The sequence below is a fragment of the Microbispora sp. H10670 genome (assembly GCF_014161385.1).
GTDB lineage: Bacteria > Actinomycetota > Actinomycetes > Streptosporangiales > Streptosporangiaceae > Microbispora > Microbispora triticiradicis.
In genome coordinates, this window is sequence record NZ_JABBWW010000024.1 from 101,529 (window position 1) to 123,894 (window position 22,366).

Below are 22,366 nucleotides of genomic sequence, written 5' to 3' on the forward strand. Positions count from 1 at the left end.
GACCACGGGTTTTCTGTCGTAGAGGGAGACTAGGCTGCGGGTGTGCCGAAGAGTGAAGCGACCCCCACCCGTCCGTGTCTGCTGCTCCTGGACGGGCATTCCCTCGCCTATCGCGCGTTCTACGCGTTGAAGGACGCCAATCTCATGACCACGGACGGTCAGCACACCGAGGCGGTCTACGGCTTCACCTCGATGCTGGCCAACATCCTGCGCGACGAGCAGCCGAGCCACCTCGCGGTCTGCTTCGACCGCAGCGAGCCCACCTTCAGGCACGAGGCGTTCGAGGCGTACAAGGCGAACCGGGCGGAGACCCCGGAGGACTTCCGCGGCCAGATGCAGCTCATCTTCGAACTGCTCGACGCGCTGCGGATCCCCCGCCTGTCGCTGGCGGGCTTCGAGGCGGACGACGTGATCGCGACGCTGGCGACCCGGGCCTCCGCCGAGGACATGAGCGTGCTCGTCGTCACCGGCGACCGCGACGCGCTCCAGCTCGTGAACGACAGGGTCACGGTGCTGATGACCCGGCGCGGCATCAGCGACATGACCCGCTTCACCCCTGAGGCCGTGATGGACAAGTACGGCCTGACCCCCGCGCAGTACCCGGACTTCGCGGCCCTGCGCGGCGACCCGAGCGACAACCTGCCGAACATCCCGAGCGTGGGGGAGAAGACCGCCACCAAGTGGATCGCGGAGTTCGGCTCGCTCGACGAGCTGGTCCGCCGGGCCGACGAGGTGAAGGGCAAGGCCGGTGACAAGCTCCGCGAGCACCTCGGCCAAGTGATCCACAACCGGATGCTGACCGAGCTGAAGCGCGACGCCCCGGTCGACGCCGAGGTGTCCGCGCTGACCATAGGCCTGTGGGACCGCGAGGAGGTCAACAAGCTCCTCGACTCGCTGCAGATCCGGGGCGAGCTGCGCGAGCGGCTGTTCAAGACCCTCGGCACCACCGAGCCCGAGGCCGCCGGCGAGGGCTTCGAGCTGGAGGTCACGGTGCCGGAGCCGGGCGAGGTGGCGGCCTGGCTCGCCACCCTTCCGGAAGACCGCGCCGGGCTGGCCTTCCAGGCCGCGTACGGCAGCGGCACCGGGCGGCTCGACGGCATCGCGATCGCCGGCCCCGGCGGCGCCGCCTACCTCGACCCCACCCGGCTGACCGAGGACGACGAGGCGGCGCTGGGCGTCTGGCTGGCGGACGAGAGCCGGCCGAAGGCCGTGCACGACGCCAAGGGCGCGCTGCTGGCGCTGTGGGCGCAGGGCCACGACCTGCGCGGGCTGACCTGCGACACCGCGCTCGCCGCCTACCTGGCCATGCCGGGGCAGCGGTCGTTCCCGCTCGACGACCTGGTGCTGCGTTATCTCCACCGGGAGCTGCGGGCGGAGTCGGCCCCGGGCGGGCAGACCTCGCTGTTCGAGGACGCCGACGAGGGCGTGGCCAGAGATCTGGCCCTGCGTGCCCAGGCCGTGCGCGATCTCGCCGACGCGCTGGAGAGCCACCTGTCCAAGCGCGGCGGCACGCGTCTGGTGACCGACGTCGAGCTGCCGCTGGTGCGTGTGCTGGCGGAGATGGAGCGGGCCGGCATCGCCGCCGACCGGGAGTACTTCGCGGGGCTGGAGGCCGAGTTCGGCGCGGCGGTCAAGCAGGCGACCGAGGCCGCCCACCAGGCCGTGGGGGAGCAGTTCAACCTCGGCTCGCCCAAGCAGCTGCAGGAGATCCTTTTCGGCAAGCTCGGCCTGCCGAAGACGAAGAAGATCAAGACCGGCTACACGACCGACGCCGACGCGCTCGCGTGGCTGGCCCAGCAGACCGACAACGAGCTCCCGGTGATCCTGCTGCGCCACCGCGACCAGACCAAGCTGCGCACCACGGTCGAGGGCCTGATCAAGGAGATCTCCGACGACGGGCGGATCCACACCACGTTCAACCAGATCGTGGCGGCCACCGGGCGGCTGTCGAGCGAGAAGCCGAACCTGCAGAACATCCCGATCCGCACCGTCGAGGGCCGCCGTATCCGCAAGGGCTTCGTGGTGGGGGATGGCTACGAGACGCTGCTGACCGCCGACTACAGCCAGATCGAGTTGCGGATCATGGCTCACATGTCGCGGGACGAGTCGCTGATCGCGGCGTTCGAGTCCGGGCACGACTTCCATAAGGCGACCGCGTCGCGGGTCTTCGACCTGCCGCCGGAGCAGGTGGACGCCGAACTGCGGGCCCGGATCAAGGCGATGAACTACGGCCTCGCCTACGGGCTGTCCGACTTCGGGCTCTCGGGGCAGCTCAACATCCCGGTGGCGGAGGCGCGGGCGCTCAAGGAGGAGTACTTCGAGGAGTTCGGCGGCGTCCGCGACTACCTGGACGAGATCGTCGCGCAGGCCCGCAAGGACGGCTACACCGGGACCATCCTCGGCCGCCGTCGCTACCTGCCCGATCTCACCAGCGACAACCGGCAGCGCCGGGAGATGGCCGAGCGGATGGCGCTGAACGCGCCCATCCAGGGCTCGGCCGCCGACATCATCAAGGTCGCCATGCTGAACGTGCAGCGCGCGATCGAGGGCATGCGCTCCCGCATGCTGCTCCAGGTGCACGACGAGCTGGTGTTCGAGGTCGCGCCGGGCGAGCTGGAGGAGCTCACCGAGATCGTGCGGCAGCAGATGTGCCGGGCCTACGACCTGAGCGTGCCGCTGGAGGTCAGCGTCGGCGTCGGCGCCACCTGGGAGGACGCCGGGCACTGACGTACCGCCCCGCGGCTCCGCCGGCCCTCTCGCGGCGGCCCGGCGGTCTGCGCGGTGCTACGTGGTGGTGGGTGCGGTGTGCCGGTGGTGCCCGCGGTCTACGTGCGGCGCCGTGTGCGCGGCGGTGCGGTATGTGCGGAGTGTGCGCGTGGTGTGTGCGGCGGTCTGCGCGGTGCGTCGCTGTCAGCGGCGGTTGGAGGGGGGACGGGCGCGGTCGCCCCGGTCACCCCGCCCGCCGCGGTCACCCCGCCCGCCGCGGTCGCCCCGGCCGGCGAGGGCCAGGCCGGCCTGCTCGACCTCCAGCAGGCTCGCCTCGTGCCGTTCCGACTCGTGGGCCGCCCGCCCGCCGCGCAGGCCGAACAGCCGTTTGCTCAGCGCGATGTAGAGGACGGCCGCGATGTTGACCAGCAGGAGCACGATGCGGAACGGGCTGACCTTCTCGGTGATCTCGTAGATCTCCACGGGGATGAACGCCGAGGTCACGATCACCGAGAAGTACTCGCCCCAGCGCCTCAGCAGCCACAGGCCCACGCCCTCGACGAGCATCAGCGCCGCGAGGGCGGCAAGGGCGAGGACGATCCAGGCGAGCGTGCTCGTCCTCGCCGCCAGCACGGTCCGCAGCGTGTGCACCACGCCTGACTGGTCGAGGTTCCACCCGAGCCGGTGGGCCAGCGGTTCGATCAGCGGGAGGTCCTCGTCGAACGCCCGCCGCACGGCGTCGTGGTGCGCGCGGAACCGCCAGACGCCGTACGCGCCGCCCAGCACGAGCACCGCCTTGGCCCAGCGGAAGACGGCGATCGCCCGCAGGACCGCGGCGTCCCGCAGCGCCCGGCCGCGCAGCACGACCGGGGCGTCCCCGGCCGGTCCCGCGCCGCGCGGCGGGCCCAGCGTGAAGTCGCCGCAGCGCAGGCAGCGCCACGCCTCGCCGAGCGGCGTCTCGGTGCGCAGCCGGGCCCGCAGCGCGTCCTCGTCCGGCGCGTAGGTGACGTGTCCGTGCCGTCCGCAGGCACGCAGGCTCCAGTCCACATAAAAATTCCAACACAGATGAATAGGGACACGGCGGGCAGTAAGGTCAAATAACTGTGCGCAACCTTGCCCGGATGACCACCGTCGCCTCCATCGTCGTCGCAACCGTCGTCATCGTCGTGGTCGGTGTCGTCGCGCTCGTGCTGCTGACCCGGGCGCAGGGAGGCGGGTCACAGGGGGACGGCCGGTCGAAGGTCCGGCCACAGCCGCTCGCGGCCTCGCCGCAGCCCAGCGCGCCACCCGTGCGCGCGACCGCCGAGTCGGCGAAGAAGGTCAAGGCGAACGAGGCGGGGCTGGTTCCCGTGATCATGTATCACCGCATCCTGCCCAAGCGGGTCGCATCGATCGACCGGACCCCGGCCCAGCTGCGCAAGGAACTGGAGCGCCTGGCCAGGAGCGGCTACGTGCCGATCACCGCGGCCGAACTGGTCGCCAGGAAGATCGACATCCCCGCTGGGACCCATCCCGTCGTCCTGACCTTCGACGACGGCCATCCCAGCCACTTCGCGGTGGACCGGAACGGCATGCCGAAGAACGACACGGCCGTCGGGATCATCTACGAGGTCGCCGCGAAGTATCCGAACTTCCGGCCCGCGGCGACCTTCTGGGTCAACCGCGACCCGTTCGGCCTGCGCGACCGGGAGCAGCAGAAGAAGGCCGTGAAGTGGCTGCTCGACCACGGCTTCGAGGTGGCCAACCACACCTACTCCCACGCCGATCTCCGCCGGCTGTCGAACAAGCGGGTCAGCGAGCAGATCGTCCGGGAGGAGCGGCTGCTCAAGAAGATCGGCGCGCCGCCCTCGACCACCTTCGCGCTGCCGTACGGCTCCCGCCCGAGGAAGCTGAGCCGGGCGCACGACGGGAAGTGGGACGGCACCCGGTACCACTTCGACGCCGTCTTCCTGGCCGGAGCGGAGCCCACGGTTTCGCCCTACGCGAAAAGTTTCCCGCGCTACGCGATCCCGAGGATCCAGTCCAACGGAAAACGCGGGGACTGCCGGCGCTGGTGCACGACCTACTGGCTGGACTGGCTCGGCGAACACCCAAAAAAGCGTTACACCTCGGACGGGGATCCGGACCGGGTGTCCGTGCCGCGCAAACTCCGGGCAACGCTCTCGCCGGACCGTGCCAAGTCCGTGATCACGTACTAGGGGAACGTCCGGTTGCCTCGGATTGACCCGGCTCGCCATGTCTCATATGCTGATCGCTGCGCTGTGGGCTCGCGCGCGTCACGGACGGAGCGGGCTCGCGCTCGGTCATCTGGTCGCTACCAGGAACAAACGGCACCCCGGTGAACGAAAACAGGCCCGCCGCGCTTCTGTCACAACGACATCTGTCCGGTTCGGAGCAATTCCACACATGACGAGCAGCACTGAGGCCACCTCGAGCACCCCGCAGGTAGCGGTCAACGACATCGGTTCCGAGGAGGCCTTCCTCGCCGCGATCGACGAGACCATCAAGTACTTCAACGACGGCGACATCGTTGAAGGCACCGTCGTCAAGGTCGATCGAGACGAGGTCTTGCTCGACATTGGCTACAAGACCGAGGGCGTCATCCCGTCCCGCGAGCTTTCGATCAAGCACGACGTCGACCCGGCTGACGTCGTCGAGGTCGGAGAGCACGTCGAGGCCCTGGTCCTCCAGAAGGAGGACAAGGAAGGCCGCCTCATCCTGTCCAAGAAGCGCGCCCAGTACGAGCGCGCCTGGGGCACGATCGAGAAGATCAAGGACGAGGACGGCATCGTCACCGGCACGGTCATCGAGGTGGTCAAGGGCGGCCTGATCCTCGACATCGGCCTGCGTGGCTTCCTCCCGGCCTCCCTCGTGGAGATGCGCCGGGTCCGCGACCTTCAGCCGTACGTCGGGCGCGAGCTCGAGGCGAAGATCATAGAGCTCGACAAGAACCGCAACAACGTGGTCCTGTCGCGCCGCGCCTGGCTTGAGCAGACCCAGTCCGAGGTGCGCCAGACGTTCCTCAACACCCTCCAGAAGGGCCAGGTCCGCAAGGGCGTCGTGTCCTCGATCGTCAACTTCGGTGCGTTCGTCGACCTCGGCGGCGTCGACGGTCTGGTGCACGTGTCGGAGCTGTCCTGGAAGCACATCGACCACCCGTCCGAGGTCGTCGAGGTGGGCCAGGAGGTCACCGTCGAGGTTCTCGACGTCGACATGGAGCGCGAGCGGGTCTCCCTCTCGCTCAAGGCGACGCAGGAGGACCCCTGGCAGCAGTTCGCCCGCACGCACCAGATCGGCCAGGTCGTGCCCGGCCGGGTCACCAAGCTGGTGCCGTTCGGTGCGTTCGTCCGGGTCGAGGAGGGCATCGAGGGCCTGGTCCACATCTCCGAGCTGGCCGAGCGCCACGTGGAGATCCCGGAGCAGGTCGTGCAGGTCGGCGACGAGATCTTCGTGAAGATCATCGACATCGACCTGGACCGCCGCCGCATCTCGCTGTCCCTCAAGCAGGCCAACGAGGGCGTCGGCGCCGAGGTCGAGTTCGACCCCACGCTGTACGGCATGGCGGCGACCTACGACGACCAGGGCAACTACATCTACCCCGAGGGCTTCGACGCCGAGACCGGCGAGTGGCTCGAGGGCTTCGACAAGCAGCGCGAGGAGTGGGAGCGGCAGTACGCCGAGGCCCAGGCCCGCTTCGAGGCGCACCGCTCGCAGATCGAGAAGGCCCGTCAGGAGGAGGCGGCGGCCAGCGAGGCCGCTCCGTCGTCCTACAGCGGCGGCGGCGAGTCCACCTCGCAGTCCTCCTCGACCGGCGGCGGCGCTCTCGCCTCCGACGAGGCCCTCGCGGCCCTGCGTGAGAAGCTGGCCGGCGGCCAGAGCTGACGCGCGGTCCCGACGGGCTGACACACGGTCCCGACGGACATCGGAACACCAAAGGAAAGGCCCCGCTTCGGCGGGGCCTTTCCGCTGTCCGCACCCGGCCCGCCGGTCGCGCCGGGTTGATCGCCGATAGGCTGGCGGCGTGGTGGAGATCGCGCGGGCCGTGCCCGGGGACGCCGGGGAGATCCTGACCCTGCAACGGGCCGCGTACGTGACCGAGGCGCAGCTTTACGGCGACCCGTTCATCGCGCCGCTCGTGGAGTCGCTCGACCAGGTGCGTACGGTGATCGAGACGGCGATCGTGCTGAAGGCGACGGACGGCGGGCGGGTGGTCGGCGCGGTCCGAGGCCGGCTGTCCGGCTCGACCTGCCTGGTGGGCCGGCTCGTGGTCGCGCCCGACCGGCAGGGGCAGGGGATCGGCAGCGCGCTGCTGGCCGCGATCCACGAGGCGGTGCCCGAGGCGGCGGCGTTCGACCTGTTCACCGGGCATCTGTCGGAGGGGAACCTGCGCCTCTACCGGCGTCTCGGCTATCGGGAGACCCAGCGGGAGCGGGTGCAGGACCACCTGATGCTGGTCCACCTGCGGCGGGAGCCCCAGCCCGCCCGATAGGCTGCGGGGCGTGCTGAAGGTTGGGCTCACGGGCGGCATAGGTTCGGGCAAGAGCGAGGTGTCGCGCCGGCTGGCCGCGCGCGGCGCCGTCGTGGTCGACGCCGACAAGATCGCCAGAGAGGTCGTGGAGCCCGGCACCCCCGGGCTCGCGCAGATCGTCGCGGCGTTCGGCGAGGAAGTCCTCCGCCCCGACGGCACCCTCGACCGGGAACGGCTCGGCTCGATCGTGTTCGCCGACACCGAGAAGTTGCGGGTCCTCAACGGAATCGTCCACCCCAAGGTGGGCGAGCGCAGTGAGCAACTGCAGCGGGAGGCGCCGGACGACGCGGTCGTCGTCTACGACGTGCCGCTGCTGGCCGAGAACAACCTGGCTCCGCTGTACGACGTGGTGATCGTCGTGGACACGCCGGACGACGTGCGGCTGGAGCGGCTGCTGCGGTCGCGCGGCATGCCGGAGGCGGACGCCCGCGCCCGGATCGCGGCCCAGGCCTCCCGTGAGGACCGGCTGAGGATCGCCGACATCGTGATCGGCAACAGCGGTTCGCTGGACGAACTGGACGCCCAGGTCGACAAAGTCTGGCAGGACCTGACCGCCCGCGCCTTCTAGCGGCGCCGACGACCGGCGGAGCCGGGCGGCTCCGGCCGGGGAGCGGATGAGCGGTCCATCGCCCGCCATGTGGCCTTTCTGCGAATCTACATCGTAAAGGCGTCCGCGCGGCTTTCCTGCGGTCCGCCTGGCCCCGAAGGCCATCGCCTTGTCGGACCTTGACCATATCTGGCTAATGGCATTAGTCTGGAGGCTATGATAATGAGCCTGGAGGGCGGCGTGACCGAGAGCGGCGTGACACGGTTCCTGAAGATCGGCGACGGCGAGATCGCGTACGACGTGACCGGGGAGGGCCCGCTGGTCGTGCTCGCGTTCCTCAAGGAGGGGGCCCGTGCCTAGGGCCGCGCTGTCCCCGGACGCCGTCGTCGCCCTCGCGCTGCGGCTGGTGGACGAGGAGGGCCCGGACGCGCTCACCCTGTCCGCGGTCGCCGGGCGGGCGGGGGTCGCCACCCCCTCGCTCTACAAGCACGTACGCGGACTCGCCGAGTTGCGTGGCCTGGTATCCGGGCGGGTGCTGGCGGAGCTGACCGAGATCGCGGCGGAGGCGGCGCTCGGCCGGTCGGGCGACGACGCGCTGCGCGCCCTGATGGACGGCTGGCGAGCGTACGCCGCCCGGCACCCGCACCGCTACTCGGTGCTGGTCCAGGCGCCGCTCCCGGAGACGGCCGAGGCGGGGGAGCGGCTCGTCGGCGTCCTCCTCGCGGCGCTGCGGGCGTACGGCCTGGAGGGCTCGGCGGCGATCCACGCGGTCCGCTGCCTGCGCGCCGTGACGCACGGGTTCGCCGTCCTGGAGGCGGAGGGCGCGTTCCGTCTCGCCGAGGACCTGGACGAGAGCTACGCCCTGCTGGCCCACATGGTCGTCTCCGGGCTCCGCACCGCCCGCGAGACGAGCATCACGAGCACCGAGCCGTCCGAGCGCTGAACCCCGGCGGGTCAGAAGGGCTCGTCCAGGGCCAGCCGCCGGACCTCCGCCAGGTATTCGTCGAGCTCGCCCGGCTCGAACCGGCACATGCCGATCACGAACCAGAACTGGCCCGTCACGTCGCCCTCCAGCTTGTACAGCCCGTCAGGGGAGAAGGCGGCCCAGCCCTCCGGCAGGCCGAGCAGGGTCGTGCGGCGTCTACGCCCCGGGACGTCCCACAGGATCACCACGCCGTCGTCCCCGCCGCTGGCGAGCAGGTCGCCCGAGGGATGGAACGCGACGGACCAGACGCGGCGGCCGTGGCCGGCGAGCGTGCCGACGCGCGCGCCGGTCGACGGGTCCCACAGGTGGACGGCGAGGTCGTCGCCGGCCGTGGCGAGCAGGTCGCCCGACGGGCTGAAGGCCGCCGTCCACAGCCGGCCGCCGCCGTCGAGCACGTGCGCGCACTCGCCGGAGGCGACGTCCCATAGGCGGGCGGTGCCGTCGTTGCTCGCGCTGACCAGCAGGTCGCCCGACGGGGAGAAGGCCACCGCGTAGACCCGGTCGCCGTGGCCGTCCAGCGTCGCCGTGCACGTGCCCGTCCGGAGGTCCCACAGCCGCGCCCTGCGGTCGTCGCAGCCGGTGGCGACGAAACGGCCGCCGGGGTCGAAGGTGATCGACCTGACCCGTCCCCGGTGCCCGGAGAGGTTCGCGACCTGCCGCCCGGTGGGGCGGTACCACAGCCGCACGCTGTCGTCGTCGTTGGCGGTGGCCAGCAGTTCCCCGTCGGGGCTGAACGCCTCGGCCCACACGTGGTCGGTCTCCACGTTGAGCTCGCGCTCGTACACCCCCGCCGCCGGGTTCCACAGGTAGACCCCGCCGTCGTTGCTCGCGGTCGCCAGCAGCGGGCCGGCCGGGTTGAAGACGGCCGACACCAGCCGGTCGGCCGTCCCGGTGAGCGAGCGCAGGCGCCGTCCCGTCGCCGGGTCCCACAGGCGTACGTAACCGTCGTTGCCGCAGGCGGCGAGCATGCCGCCGTCGGCGGAGAAGCGGACCGAGGTGATGCGGCGGCCGTGCCCGCGCAGCGTCTGCGCGCACTGGCCGGTGCGCGGGTCCCACAGGCGGGCGCTGCCGTCGTTGCTGCTGGTCGCGAGTTGCCGGCCGTCCGGGCGGAAGGCGAACGGCCACACCGATCCCCGGTGCCCGGTCAGCTCGGTCCGCGCCTGGGCGGTGACGGGGTCCCAGATCCGTACGACGCCGTCGCTGTCACCGGTGGCGAGCAGTTCCCCGGTGGGGTCGAACAGCACCTGGTAGACCGCGCCGCGGTGCCCCGGCAGGCTGCCGGCCGCCTCGCCCGTGACCGGGTCCCACAGCCGTACGGCCCCCTCGGTGTCGCCGGAGGCGAGCAGCCGGCCCTCCGGGTGGAAGGCGAGGGAGTAGATCCGCCCGGGGTGGCCGGTCAGCTCGTGCAGCGCGGCGCCGGAGCGGGGGTCCCAGAGGCGCAGCACGCCCTGCCCGTCGCCGGCGGCCAGGCGGGTGCCGTCCGGGCTGAGCACCAGCCGGTAGACGGCTCCGCTGTGGCCGCGCAGATGATGGCGCACCTGCCCGGTGGCGAGGTCCCACACGCGGATCACCCCCGCGCGGTCGCCGGTCACCAGCAGTCCGGGCAGGAAGACGGCGGTGTAGATCGGGGCGGTGTGGCCCGGCAGTTCCCGCACGAGCTCTCCGGACGCCCAGATCCGCACGACCCCGTCGGCGCCGCCGGCCGCGATGAGGTCGCCGGAGGTCACCACGGGCCACACCCCCTCGGGGTGGCCGTGCAGGACGTGGGACGGCGCTCCGGTGTGGGGGTCCCACACCCGCACGGTCCCGTCGCTGGCGCCGGTCACCAGCCCGGCCTCGCCGTAGGCGACCTTGTAGACGCGGCCGCGGTGGCCGTGCAGCGTGCGCAGCGCCGACCCGGTGACGGCGTCGCAGACCAGCACCCCGCCGTCCTCCCCGCCGAGTGCGAGCACGCCGCCATCGGGGTGGTAGGCGACCGGCTCGGGCAGGCGGCTGCTCTCGAAGTGGTAGCCGTACGGGACGCCCACGACGGCGGGGGCGGGCTCGGCGCCGACCGCGTCGCCCGCTCGTCCGGGGCCGCCGGGCCCGGCCGGCACGGCGGGTGCGACGGCAGCGCCGCGCAGTTCCGGGGCGGCGAACGGAACGCCGGTGGAGCCGATGAGCGCGGCCCGGTCCCAGCGGCTGCCCTCGACGGCGACGTCCCGCAGGTCGGCGCGGGCGAGCCGGGCACGGGTGAGGTCCGCGCCGCGCAGGTCCGCGCCCACCAGCACGGCCTCGTCCAGGCGGGCGCCGGCCAGCCGGGCGTCCCTCAGCACGGCGTGGGAGAGGTCGGCCCCGACGAGCCGGGTGTCGGTCAGGTCGGCGCCGGTGAGGTCGACGCCCTGCAGTTCGCGGTACGACAGGTCCTCGCCGCTGAGCCGCGCCCCGCGCAGGTCGGTGCGCGCCGAGGTGCGCAGCCGGGTCGTCACCTTGATGGCGTTGGCCCGGGCGACGTCGCCGGAGGCGGGGGAGGCGAGCGTCCTGGCCGCCCACGCCTGCAGCCGCGACGCGTCGGCGAGGTCGCACAGGAAGTCGACGGTCAGCGTGGACAGCGGCCGCAGGCCGAGCCAGGCGGAAGGCCCGCCGGGGGGCCCGCCCGGGGGACCGCCGAGCGACTCCGCCAGATGACGGGCGACCAGCCACTCCGCGACCGAGGCGTGGATGAAGCCGAACAGCCCCTCGTCGGTGCGGACGAGCAGGCTGCCGGCTCCGACCGCGTGCACGGCCTGCTCGGGCGTCAGCCGCGCGGCCCCCGCCGCCCCGCCCGATCCGTACGGCGCGGGGACCTGCGGGTCGGCGGCCAGGCCGGTGAGCGTGTCGGCGGCCTCGGCCAGCTCGGCCGGCCGCAGGTAGGTCTCGCCGGTCTCCCACAGCCGCAGCGCGAGGGTGGTCGTGGCCCGCCACAGCTCCTCGCGGGTGAGCCCGCCGGGGGCCCCGGCCACGCCTCCGACCCGCTCCTCCTCGAAGGCCAGCCAGGTGTCGAGGATCTCCTGGTAGAGGCCGGCGGCGCTGATCGCCTCCCCGGCCCGCGCGACGGCGCGCAGCCGCTCCTCCGGCAGGTCGGCGATGAAGCTCAGCATGCGGGGGTTGTGGGCCAGGCCGAGCAGGTCGGCGATGCCGGTGAGCAGGGCCATCCGGTCGTCGGCCGCCTCCCGCGAGCCGTATCGGTTGACCAGGTAGGCGCGGATCTGCTCCTCGGTGAACTCCTCGATGCCGAGCACCCGGCGGTTGGGCAGCAGGCCGACCTTCTCGCCGAGCGCGGTCATCACCTGGCTGCGCGACTTGAAGTGCTGGGTCCGCCCGGCCACCACGATCTTGGCCTTGTCCTCCGCCGCGCGCAGCAGGGTGTCCAGGTGGTCGGCCGCCCGCTCGTACGTCACCCGGGTGACCAGCTCGTCGAACCCGTCGAACAGCAGCACGATGCGGCCCTGGCGCAGCATGTAGTGGAACGCCTTGAGGTCGATCAGCTCCTCGCCGTGGTTGGCGAGGTGCGCCGCGACCAGCCCGGCGACCGAGTGCGCCTTGTCGAGGGCGCGCAGCTCGATCAGGATCGGGATGAGGTGCGGCAGCTCGGCGGGGATGCGCCGGGCCACCTCGCGCAGCGAGAACGTCTTGCCCCGGCCGAAGTCGCCGAGCACGAGCACGAACCGCCCGTGGTCGGCCGCGAGCAGCCGCATCAGCTCGCCGCCGAGGTCGTCGCGCACCTCGCCGCCGTTGCGGTCGAGCTCGCGGAACCGCTGCGGCACGTACAGCTCCGGCGGGTAGCGGCGGTCGCCGCGCAGCCGCGCGGTCTGCCCGGCAACGTACGCCGACAGGTCGAGCAGGCCCTGGAACTCGGTGAAGCTGCGCAGGCGCAGCCCGCGCCGCAGGGCGTCGTCGCGTAACGCCCGGGGCGGCGGCGGGCCCTGGTAGACCAGCTCGGCCGCGTGCTCCAGCCCCGCCGCGTGGACGTGCCCGAGGAACGCCTCGACGTGCTCCTCGCCCGGTTCCCCGGCGTGCGCGCCGACGAGGACCTGCCGGACGAAGCCGTCCTCGGGGTGCGTGACGAGCAGGCGCGGCGGGTCCCCGGCCACCCGTTTGATCTTGGCGCGTTCGAACCGGGTCTCGCAGACCTCGGCGATGAGGTCGAGCAGCAGGTCGGCCGGGCCGGCGGGCTCCTCGGGGGCCTCCTCCGGCGGTTCCGCGACCGGCGGCGGAGGGTTCTGCGGGCGCCATCCGCGCCAGTGGCAGGGCAGGACCTCCGGCTCGCGCAGCTCCGGCCGGTCGCGGGTCCACCGGCGCAGCCCCTCGGGCGTGAACTGGAGGATCTGGTGGCGTCCCGGAGCGAGCGCCGGCACGCACGGCAGGCCGTTCAGCTCCCCGGCCTCGGCCGGACCGTCGCGCCGGGCGTCCCGCCCGTGGACGAGCAGGTCGAGCCGGGATCCCAGCAGGCGCTCCAGGGTGTCGGCGTCACGCAGGCCGGGGCGCGGCGGATGGGCGACGACGCCGATCCGCAGCCATCCCTCGTACGGCCGCAGCCGCTCGGCGAACCACGCCGCCTGGGCCTCGCCGACGAAGCCGTGGGCGTCCTCCTCGCGGTGGCTCATCGCGATGGTCGAGTTGATCCCGGCGACGACCGTGCGAAGCTCGGGCAGCTCGAACAGCGTCCACGGCTGGGCGCTGTCGAAGGCGGGGCCGTCGAGCCCCTGGTAGAGCTCGCCGAAGAGGGTGGAGAAGTGCCGCCACTTCGGCCAGTAGGGCGGCTGCGGGCGCACGTCGTCTGCCTCGCAGGTGGCGAAGTAGGCCCGGCAGGCCGCCTTCGTGACGTCGCGCGGCCCGGGGACGACGGCCAGCCGCCCGGGTTCGAGCCCGAGCAGCACGCGCAGCCCGGTGAGGAACGCCAGGGCCTGCTCGCACTCGCGGATGCTGCCCGACTCGGTGAGGTCGCCGGTCACCACGAGCAGGTCGGGCCGGGGCACTCCGGCGTCGGCGAGGCGGGTCAGGTCGGCCCACACGCTCGCCTGCAACTCGCCCGCGTCGAGCGGCTCGTCCGCCTCCGCCAGCCCGCGCCCGAAGCGCGGCCCGGCGACGTGCAGCACGGTGACCGACGACGCGCCGCCCGCGCGCTCGGCCGTCGGGAAGGCCGGCTCGGCGGCCGGGGACCGCCGCGCCCGGGGGATCCGTGCGGCGGGCGGGGGGTCGGCGGGCGGCCGGAGGGCGCGCGGGCCGTGCGGGCTCGGTGAGCGGTCGACGGACCCGGCCGGGAACCGGGGCGCCTCGTCCGGTTTCGCCCGTCCGGCCAGGGCCTGCCTGATCCGAGTGAGCAACAGCCGCCGCGCCTCGCCGGGGTCGGTCACGCCGAGGAGGTCGACCCAGGTGATCGTGGAGAGCAGCCCGTCGAGTGGGCAGTCCTCCAGCCGGACCGTCACGAGCTTGTTGGACGGGTTGTCCGGATCGGCGCGCAGCGCCGCCTGCCACTCCAGCCTGCCGTACCGGGACCCCAGATAGTTGCGGGTGAGTACGGCGACGACCAGGTCGGCCTCGCTGACGCCGCGGTCCATGAAGTCGATGAAGTTGGTGCCGGGCACGAAGTCCCACGCCTGGAGCATCGTGCGGTAGCCGGCGGCTTCGAGCTGCCAGGCGATCCACGTCGCCCACCGCTCGTCGGCGGGGGAGTAGCTGACGAAGATCTCCGTTCTGGCGTCCCCGCGTCCGCTCATGCCGCCCCCTCAACCGGCGGCCCGGGCCTGCGTACCGCCCGTTGCCTGGTGATTCGCCGGCTCATGCCCTGATCGCCGCAATCGCCCATCGGCAGCCCCCATCGACGTGCGTCATGGGGCCCAGTATTCCCGCTGTCACCGACGGTTTGGAGGGGTTCGATCATCTCGCCCCCGGGGGATAGGGTGTCCGCGTGGCGAGTGGGCTGCGGCGGCTGAGCGTTCTCGACTGGATCAGGTTCGGGCTGCTCGCGGCGGGCCTGGTGTTCGTGGCCACCGGCCTGCTGCCGGCCGAGACGGCCAGGGAGAGCGTCGGGCGCATCGCGCCACTGCTGCTGTTCCTCGGCGCGGTCATCGTGCTCGCCGAGCTGACCAAGGAGGCGCGGGTCTTCGACGTGATCGCGACCCGCATCGCGATCGTCGGCCGGGGCAGCTACGCGAGCCTCTTCCTGCTGTGCGCGGCGTTCGCCTCTCTGGTCACGATATTCCTGAACCTGGACACGACGGCCGTCCTGCTGACGCCGGTCATGCTGGCCCTGGCGCCCCGCGCGAAGATCGCTCCGCTGCCGATGGTGATGACCACGGTGTGGCTGGCCAACACCGCGAGCCTGCTGCTGCCGGTCTCCAACCTCACCAACCTGCTCGCCATGAACCGCGTCGCGCTGACCACGCAGGAGTTCGCCGCGCGCATGTGGGCGCCCCAGCTCGTCTCGATCGCGGTCACGATGGCCTTCCTCTGGGTGTTCTTCTGGCGGCGCGGCGAGCGGGGCGAGGACCGGTACGAGCCGCCGCCGCCGGTCCCGGTGCCCGACCGGGTGCTGTTCGGCGTCTCGGGGGTGGCCTGCCTGCTGTTCATCGCCGCGATCCTGACGGGCGTCGAGATCGGCGTCGCGGCCCTCGTCGCGGCGGTCGCGGTGGTCGCCGCCTTCGCCTGGCGCGACCGGGCGAAGCTCGTGTGGAGCCTGATCCCCTGGCGGCTGCTGGTCTTCGTCACCGGCCTGTTCCTCGTGGTCCCGACGCTCAGCCGCCTCGGCCTGGCGGACGTGATGCGCGCGCTCGTCGGCGTGGGCGGCGACGGAGACGGCGCCTACCGCGCGGCCGCCGCCGGGGCCGCGCTGTCCAACGTGGTCAACAACCTCCCGGCGTACGTCGCGGGCGAGCAGGTCATCCCCGCGGCCAACCACACGCAGTTGCTGTCGCTCCTCGCGGGCACCAACCTCGGCCCGGTGATCACGCCGTGGGGGTCGCTCGCGACCCTGCTGTGGTTCGAGTGGTGCCGCCGGGGAAACGTGCGGGTGCCGCTGGCCAAGTTCGTCGCCACCGGCGCGGGCCTCGCCGTGACCGGCCTCGCCGCGACGGTGACCGTCCTGGTCCTCACCGGCTGAGCGCCCCGCCACGCGGTCCCGGCCAGGCGGCGTACGCGTGGAACGCCTCCTTGGGCTCCTGCGACCCGTCCGGCAGGCAGCGGACGACGCCGTACGCCGCGAGATCGAGGTCGTGGACGGGGTCGGAACGGTGGGGATAGCTGTAGGACGCGTACGTGAAGAGGAAGGCCGTGTCCACCTCCTCTTCGGCGAAGACGTCCAGCAGCCCGGTGATCTCGGCGGCCTGCTCGTGCTCGTCGCGGACCAGCGGCTCCCGCAGCCGGGCGGGCTCGGCCGCGCGGTCCACGACGTTCCAGGCCATCGCGCCCCGCGCCGCCGCGCCCCGGTAGGCGCAGCAGCCGAACTCGGTGACCGCGAACGGCTTGCCGTGTGCCCGGTAGGCCCGGATCCGCTCGCGGTAGACGGCGGCGTTCCGCGCGTCCCTGTAGTGGTCCACGGCGACCACGTCGAAGGGCGACCAGTCCACCTCCTCCCACGGCCCCGCCGCGTACGTCACCCGGCCACCGAACTCCGCCCGCACGACCGGTGCCGCGCGGGCCAGGAAGCCGTTCAGCCGCCGGTTGAACGAGCCTTTGAGCGCCAGGTTCGCGACGAGCCGGGGGACGGAGGTGAACGTGCGCATCCGGGCGAACGCGTCCCGGCCGAGGACGAGCCCGCGCATGAAGAACGTCAGCTCCCGGCCGGCGACGAACACCACCCGGTCCGAGCCCGCGCGCAGCCGCTCGGCGGTCTTCGCGCACTCCGACAGGTAGGGCAGCCACTCACCCGGCCGTGAGTTGTGCGGGTCGGGCGAGAACCACACCTCAAGCCCCTCGGCCAGGGCGTGCTCCGCCGCGACGGTGAGCCGGTCGAGGTCCTCGCCGAAGATCCGTACGGCGGCGCAGCCGAGGTCGCGGCGGATGACCCGCATCTCCTCACGCACCTGGCCCGGGTCGAAGCGGGGCCGTGAGGGCCGATCGGGGGTCGTCCGCACGCCCACGTCGTAGTTGATCGCCTTCCGCATCGCTCCACCCTTCTCGATACAGCGTATCGACACGATACACTGTATCGAGTGAGTGTGATCTGGGAGCGGCCCGAGCCCGGCGAACGCAGGGCCGTACGGCTGAGCAGAGAGGCCGTCACAGCCGCGGCCATTGCCCTCGCCGACGCCGAGGGACTGGAGGCCGTGTCGCTGCGCCGGGTGGCCGCCGCGCTCGGGACCGGCCCCATGCGCCTGTACGGTTACCTCGATTCCAAGGACGACCTGCTCGACCTGATGATGGACGCGGTCTGCGGCGAGATTCCGCCGCCTCCGCCCGGCGACTGGCGCGGGGAACTGCGGGCCATCGCGCGGGACACCCAGCGCACGGCCCGGCGTCACCCCTGGTACGTCACGCTGCTCGGCACCCGCCAGCCGTACGGGCCGAACGGGCTCGCCTACTCCGAGCGGCTGTTCGCGGCCGTGGCCCGGCTGGGGCTGCCGGCGCGGCTCACCGTCCACGCGGTGGACGCGGTCCGCGCCTACATCGCGGGCTTCCTGCAACTGGAGTTGCTGCCGGGCCCGGAAGCCGAGCCGGGGGAGGAGAAGCTGGCCTACCTGGCCCGATCGGTCGCCACCGGGAAGTATCCGACGCTGGCGTGGATCATCGCCGAGTTCGAGGCGGTCGGCCCGGAGGAGGCGTTCGCCGAGGGGCTCGAACGCGTTCTCGACGGCATCGCCGCCGCCCGGCCCGACGCGCCCTGACCTCCCCTGCCGTCGGCTATGGACACCCCTGAGAACGACACGGAAAAAGTTGTGGAAATCCTCATGGGTCATACGGGTGGTCCTGGTATGGGATCGTCCCGTGACAGATGAACAGCGCCCATCGCGGCGGCGTCTCCCCGCGGGAGACATCGCCAGGGTCAGCGTCTTCGCCGCGCTGATCGCCGTGCTCGGCCTGCCGGGCACGCTGAACGTCTTCGGCGACGTGGTGCCGATCACGTTGCAGACGCTCGGCGTCATGCTCGCCGGGGCGATCCTCGGCACCTGGCGGTCCGCCCTCGCCGTCGCGGTCCTGCTCGTGCTGGTCGCCGCGGGGCTCCCGCTGCTCGCCGGCGGACGCGGCGGCCTCGGCGTCTTCGCCGGCCCCTCGGCCGGCTTCCTGGTCGGCTGGCTTCCCGGGGCGGCCCTGACCGGCTGGATCGTCGAGCGCGGCGGCCGCGCCCCGGGCACGATGCGGATACTCGCCGCCTGCCTGGCGGGTGGCGTCGGTGTGGTCTACCTGTGCGGCATCCCCGTGCAGGCGCTGGTCACCGGTCTCTCTCTGGGCAAGACCGCCCTGCTCAGCGCCGCGTTCCTGCCCGGCGACCTGATCAAGGCGGTGCTGGCGGCGGTCGTGGCGCGGGGCACCCAGCGGGCCTACCCGGACGCGGTCCCGGCGGTGCACCGCGAGCGGCTGCGGGCCGGGGGACGGTGATCCGCCCGTGCCGGTAGCCGACCGGGTCCTGCGCCACGCCGCCGGCCGTCCGCACCACGTCGCGGTGTCCGGCCCCGGGGGCGACCTGACCTACGCCGAGCTCGCCGGCCGCGCCGGACGGGCCGCGCGTCACCTGCGCGACCGGGGGGCCGGGCGCGGCGCGCTGGTCGCGGCCGGTCAGGCCGACCCGGTGGCCCTGCTCGTCGCCGTGCTCGCCTGCGACCTCGCGGGGGTCACGCCGCTGCTCTGCGACCACACGTGGAGCGAGGAGCGGCGCGAGCAGGTCATGGCGGCGGTGCCCGTCACCGCCCGATTCGACGCCCCGCTGTCCGGCGCGGACGGCCCGCCCGTACGGCACGATCCGGGCCCGGACGACCTGACCTGGGCCTGTTTCAGCTCCGGCAGCACCGGAAGGCCGCGCGCTCTGGTGCGCACCCGCGCCTCCTGGACCGGGTCGTTCCCCCACCTGGACGAGCTGACCGGGATCGGCCCTGACGACGTCGTGCTGATCCCCGGCCCACTGGTCTCCTCCCTGTACGGCTTCGCGGCGGCGCACACCCTGGCGTCGGGCGCCACCGCCGTGGTGCCCGGCCGGTGGTCTCCCGCGGCGCTGGCCGGGCAGCTGCGCCGGGCGACCGCCGTCCACGTGGTGCCCCACCGGCTGCCGGCCGTGCTGGACGCGCTGGAGGCGGCCGGGGGCCCGCTGCGCACGGCCGTGGTCGGCGGGGCCGCCCTGGACCCCACCGCCCGGACCCGGGCGGCGGAGGCCGGAGTGCGTGTGGTGTCCTATTACGGCGCGACCGAGCTGTCGTTCGTCGCCGTGGACGCCGACGGCAGCGGGCTGCGGCCGTTCCCCGGCGTCGAGATCGACGTCAGGCCGGAGCCCGGGCACTCCCTGGGCGAGGTGTGGGTGCGTTCCCCCTGGCTGTGCGAGGGCTACCTGGCGGGCGCCGCCGGCCCCCTGCGCCGGGACGGCGGCGGCTGGACGACGGTCGGCGACCTCGCCGAGCCGTACCGGCCGGGCGGCGTCCTGCGGCTGCGCGGGCGCGGCGACGGCGCGATCCAGACCGGCGGCGCCACGGTGGTGCCCGAGGACGTCGAGGAGGTGCTCAGGAAGGTGCCGGGAGTGAACGACGTGGTCGTGGTCGGCACGCCGCACCCGTACCTCGGCGCGGTCGTCACCGCCGTCGTCGAAGGCGCCGTAGAGGGCGCCGTCGGGGGCGCCGTGCGGACCGGCGGACTTTCCCAGGCGGCTCTGGAGGAGGTGGCGCGCGCCGAACTCGACCCGGCGCAGCGCCCCCGGCGCTGGTACGCCACCGGGTCCCTGCCCCGCACGCCCGCTGGGAAGCCGGCCCGCGGCCTGCTCGCCGCCCACCTCGCCGCCCGTTTCACCGGCGACCCGGAGAGCGGCTCCGCGAGCCGAGGCCCCGAGAGCGATGGCCTGGGAAGCGGCGCGGTGATCGGCGACGCGGAGATCTGGCGGCTCGGCTGAGATGGACGACCAGCCGGTGATCGTGGCGGCCCGCCGTACCCCCATCGGCACCGCCGGTCACGCCTTCGCGACCGTGCCGGTCCACCGGCTCGCCGCGCCCGTCGTCGAGGCGGTGGTCCGCGACGCCGCGCCTCTCGGCGTTCCGGTGGACGACGTGGTGCTGGGCAACTGCACGGGCCCCGGCGGCAACCTGGCGCGGGTCTGCGCGCTGGCCGCCGGGCTGGGGCCGGAGGTGCCGGGCGTCACCGTCGACCGGCAGTGCGGCAGCGGGCTCGCCGCGATCCTGCTGGCGGCCCAGGCCGTGCGGTGCGGGGATGCCGCCCTCGTCGTCGCCGGCGGGGCCGAGAGCGCCTCGACCGCGCCGCTGCGGGTCCGCAGGCGGGAGGGCGAGCCGGGCGTGCCGTACGAACGGGCGCCGTTCGCCCCGGAGGGCCACCCGGACCCCGACATGGGCCCGGCGGCGGAGGCGCTCGCGGCCGCGTACGGCGTGACCAGGGAGCGCCAGGACGCCTACGCCCGCCGAAGCCACGAGCGGGCGCTGGCCGCCCGCGCGGCGGGCCGGTTCGCGCGGGAGGTCGTCCCGATCGGCGGCCGGACCGACGACCAGCGGCCGCGCGTCCTGCGGCCCGCGTCGCTGGCCCGGCTGCCCGCCGCGTTCGTGCCGGGCGGCACGGTGACGGCCGGCAACTCCTCCCCGGTGAGCGACGGCGCCGCGGCCGTGGCCGTCGTGCCGGAGCGGCTGCGCGCGGCGGCCGGCCTGCCCGGCCTGCGCCTGCTGGCCGGGACCGTGACCGGCTGCGACCCCGCGCTGCCCGGATGGGGGCCGGTGCCCGCCGTACGGCGGGTGCTGGAGCGGACCGGGACGGACCTGGCGCGGGTGGCGGCGGTGGAGATCGTGGAGGCGTTCGCGGCGCAGGTGCTCACCGTCACCGACGCGCTCGGTCTCGACCCGCTCGGCGGGGACGCGGACCGGGTCTGCGCCGACGGCGGCGCGCTCGCCCTCGGCCATCCCTGGGGCGCGACCGGCGCCGTCGTGGTGACCCGGCTGTTCGGCCGGCTCCTGGGGGAGGGGGCGCCGCCGGGCACGCTGGGCCTGGCGGCGGTCGCGGTCGGCGGCGGTCTGGGGATCGCCGCCCTGTTCGAGGTGGTCTGAGTGATCCGGCTGACGGACGTCCATGTGCGGCTCGGGCAGCGGGAGGTGCTGCGCGGCGTCACGGCCACGCTGACCGAGCGCCGGGTGGGGGTGATCGGGGCCAACGGCTCGGGCAAGAGCACGCTCGCCCGCCTGCTCAACGGTCTGGTGCTGCCGTCGTCGGGCACGGTCACGGTGTCCGGGCTGGACACGCGCCGCCACGCGGCCCGGATCAGGCGCGGCGTCGGGTTCCTGTTCACCGACCCCGACGCGCAGATCGTGATGCCGACGGTGGCCGAGGACGTCGCCTTCTCGCTGCGGCGCAAGGGCCTGCCGCGCGAGGAGACCGAGCGCCGGGTGCGGGAGACGCTGGAGAGGTACGGCCTCGCGGACCACGCCGACCACCCCGCCCACCACCTGTCCGGCGGCCAGAAGCAGTTGCTCGCCCTCTGCTCGGTCCTGGTGCTCGAACCGGAGATCCTCGTCATGGACGAGCCCACCACCCTGCTCGACCTGCGGCACTCCCGGCAGGTCGCGGGCCTGCTGCGGACCCTGCCCCAGCAGGTGGTGGTGGTCACCCACGACCTCGCGCTGCTGGAGGACTTCGACCGCGTGCTCGTGGTGGACCAGGGCCGCGTCGTCGCCGACGCCGGTCCCGCGACCGCGATCGGCCACTACCGGAAGATGATGGCGTGAAGGGCCTCACCGGCGCCTACGTGCCGGGTGGCTCGCCCCTGCACCGGCTGCCCGCGGGCGTCAAGCTCGCCGGGCTCGCCGTGTGCTGCACGGTGCTCCTGCTGCTGCGCCCGCCCGCCGCGCTGGCGGCCGCCGCCGTCGTCGTGGCGGCCCTTTACGCCGTGTCGGGCGTGGGCGCGGCGGCGGCCTGGGCGCAGGTGCGGCCGGTCCGCTGGTTCGCCCTGGCCCTGTTCGGGATGCAACTGGTGGTCGCGGACCTGTCCGGCGCGGTGTCGTCCACGCTCCGCGTCGTGCTCGCGATCGCCCTCGCCGGGCTGGTCACCCTCACGACGCGCACCAGCGATCTCATGGCGTTCCTGGAGCGGTGCCTCGCCCCCGCGAGGTTCGCCGGGCTCGACCCGTTCCGCCTGTCGCTGCTGCTGTCTCTCACGCTGCGCAGCGTGCCGGTCGTCGCGGAACTGGCCACCCGGGTCAGGGAGGCCCAGCGCGCCAGAGGCGTCGAACGGAGCCCACGCGCCTTCGCCGTCCCGCTCGTGGTCGGCGCCCTGCGGCACGCCGACGCCCTGGGCGAGGCGCTCGCCGCCCGCGGCCTGGACGACTAGATGATTGATTCCAAGGGCTGAGGTTCGCGAACTGCCTGCGGACATGAAGCGAGGGTGTCCAAGATCGATTTGTGACGAAAGACCTGGACACCCTCGCCACCGCACTGTACGTGAAGATCGACG

General features: G+C 73.4%; 17 protein-coding genes. 14 read left to right on the forward strand and 3 right to left on the reverse strand.

Features of this window, described 5'->3' with window-relative positions:
* The first annotated feature begins 42 nt into the window (after positions 1 to 42).
* Complete coding sequence (polA, locus tag HHX33_RS27685; RefSeq protein ID WP_182877149.1) at positions 43 to 2,727, forward strand: DNA polymerase I; 2,685 nt, start codon at positions 43 to 45, stop codon at positions 2,725 to 2,727.
* Positions 2,728 to 2,910: 183 nt separating this feature from the next.
* Here polA and HHX33_RS27690 read toward each other — a convergent pair whose 3' ends face one another.
* On the reverse strand, positions 2,911 to 3,753 hold the full coding sequence (locus HHX33_RS27690) for a DUF2127 domain-containing protein (protein WP_182877150.1): 843 nt from the start codon (positions 3,751 to 3,753) through the stop codon (positions 2,911 to 2,913).
* Positions 3,754 to 3,827: 74 nt separating this feature from the next.
* On the opposite strand from HHX33_RS27690, the gene HHX33_RS27695 reads away from it, so the two are divergent.
* The 6 genes from HHX33_RS27695 to HHX33_RS27720 all read left to right on the forward strand — a co-directional run bounded on the left by HHX33_RS27695 (position 3,828) and on the right by HHX33_RS27720 (position 8,724).
* A complete protein-coding gene (locus HHX33_RS27695) occupies positions 3,828 to 4,904 on the forward strand; it encodes a polysaccharide deacetylase family protein (RefSeq protein WP_182877151.1) in 1,077 nt (358 codons plus the stop codon).
* A gap of 208 nt (positions 4,905 to 5,112) precedes the next feature.
* Positions 5,113 to 6,588: a 30S ribosomal protein S1 gene (gene rpsA / locus HHX33_RS27700; RefSeq protein WP_117408740.1), complete on the forward strand. Its 1,476-nt coding sequence runs from the start codon at positions 5,113 to 5,115 to the stop codon at positions 6,586 to 6,588.
* Positions 6,589 to 6,727: 139 nt separating this feature from the next.
* Positions 6,728 to 7,195 carry a GNAT family N-acetyltransferase gene (locus tag HHX33_RS27705; RefSeq protein ID WP_182877152.1) on the forward strand — a complete coding sequence of 156 codons (468 nt, stop codon included), beginning with the start codon at positions 6,728 to 6,730 and terminating at the stop codon, positions 7,193 to 7,195.
* Between the two features lie 10 nt (positions 7,196 to 7,205).
* Positions 7,206 to 7,802 carry a dephospho-CoA kinase gene (gene coaE, locus HHX33_RS27710; protein WP_182877153.1) on the forward strand — a complete coding sequence of 199 codons (597 nt, stop codon included), beginning with the start codon at positions 7,206 to 7,208 and terminating at the stop codon, positions 7,800 to 7,802.
* A 195-nt stretch (positions 7,803 to 7,997) separates the two neighbouring features.
* Complete coding sequence (locus HHX33_RS27715; RefSeq protein WP_182877154.1) at positions 7,998 to 8,141, forward strand: hypothetical protein; 144 nt, start codon at positions 7,998 to 8,000, stop codon at positions 8,139 to 8,141.
* Positions 8,134 to 8,724, forward strand: a complete 591-nt coding sequence (locus tag HHX33_RS27720; RefSeq protein WP_182877155.1) for a TetR/AcrR family transcriptional regulator — start codon at positions 8,134 to 8,136, stop codon at positions 8,722 to 8,724. Before HHX33_RS27715 ends, HHX33_RS27720 begins: the two co-directional genes overlap by 8 nt.
* Before the next feature lie 11 nt (positions 8,725 to 8,735).
* Here HHX33_RS27720 and HHX33_RS27725 read toward each other — a convergent pair whose 3' ends face one another.
* Positions 8,736 to 14,504: a TIR domain-containing protein gene (locus tag HHX33_RS27725; protein WP_182877156.1), complete on the reverse strand. Its 5,769-nt coding sequence runs from the start codon at positions 14,502 to 14,504 to the stop codon at positions 8,736 to 8,738.
* Positions 14,505 to 14,695: 191 nt separating this feature from the next.
* On the opposite strand from HHX33_RS27725, the gene HHX33_RS27730 reads away from it, so the two are divergent.
* On the forward strand, positions 14,696 to 15,886 hold the full coding sequence (locus HHX33_RS27730; protein WP_182877157.1) for an SLC13 family permease: 1,191 nt from the start codon (positions 14,696 to 14,698) through the stop codon (positions 15,884 to 15,886).
* Here the strand turns inward: HHX33_RS27730 and HHX33_RS27735 are convergent.
* A complete protein-coding gene (locus HHX33_RS27735; protein WP_182877158.1) occupies positions 15,876 to 16,889 on the reverse strand; it encodes an abortive infection protein in 1,014 nt (337 codons plus the stop codon). The two genes, HHX33_RS27730 and HHX33_RS27735, sit on opposite strands and share 11 nt — an antisense overlap.
* 48 nt (positions 16,890 to 16,937) lie before the next feature.
* Here HHX33_RS27735 and HHX33_RS27740 point away from each other — a divergent pair, with 48 nt between their 5' ends.
* From HHX33_RS27740 to HHX33_RS27765, 6 genes are all read left to right on the forward strand, one after another.
* The gene (locus HHX33_RS27740; RefSeq protein ID WP_182877159.1) at positions 16,938 to 17,609 is read left to right on the forward strand and encodes a TetR/AcrR family transcriptional regulator C-terminal domain-containing protein; all 672 of its coding nucleotides are present in this window, start codon (positions 16,938 to 16,940) and stop codon (positions 17,607 to 17,609) included.
* Positions 17,610 to 17,709: 100 nt separating this feature from the next.
* Positions 17,710 to 18,321: a biotin transporter BioY gene (locus tag HHX33_RS27745; protein WP_182877160.1), complete on the forward strand. Its 612-nt coding sequence runs from the start codon at positions 17,710 to 17,712 to the stop codon at positions 18,319 to 18,321.
* Positions 18,322 to 18,328: 7 nt separating this feature from the next.
* On the forward strand, positions 18,329 to 19,813 hold the full coding sequence (locus HHX33_RS27750) for a class I adenylate-forming enzyme family protein (RefSeq protein ID WP_182877161.1): 1,485 nt from the start codon (positions 18,329 to 18,331) through the stop codon (positions 19,811 to 19,813).
* Between the two features lies 1 nt (position 19,814).
* Complete coding sequence (locus HHX33_RS27755) at positions 19,815 to 20,966, forward strand: thiolase family protein (RefSeq protein ID WP_182877162.1); 1,152 nt, start codon at positions 19,815 to 19,817, stop codon at positions 20,964 to 20,966.
* On the forward strand, positions 20,967 to 21,641 hold the full coding sequence (locus HHX33_RS27760) for an energy-coupling factor ABC transporter ATP-binding protein (protein ID WP_182877163.1): 675 nt from the start codon (positions 20,967 to 20,969) through the stop codon (positions 21,639 to 21,641).
* Complete coding sequence (locus HHX33_RS27765; protein WP_182877164.1) at positions 21,638 to 22,243, forward strand: energy-coupling factor transporter transmembrane component T family protein; 606 nt, start codon at positions 21,638 to 21,640, stop codon at positions 22,241 to 22,243. The genes HHX33_RS27760 and HHX33_RS27765 overlap by 4 nt, the downstream gene beginning before the upstream one ends.
* Positions 22,244 to 22,366: the final 123 nt, after the last annotated feature.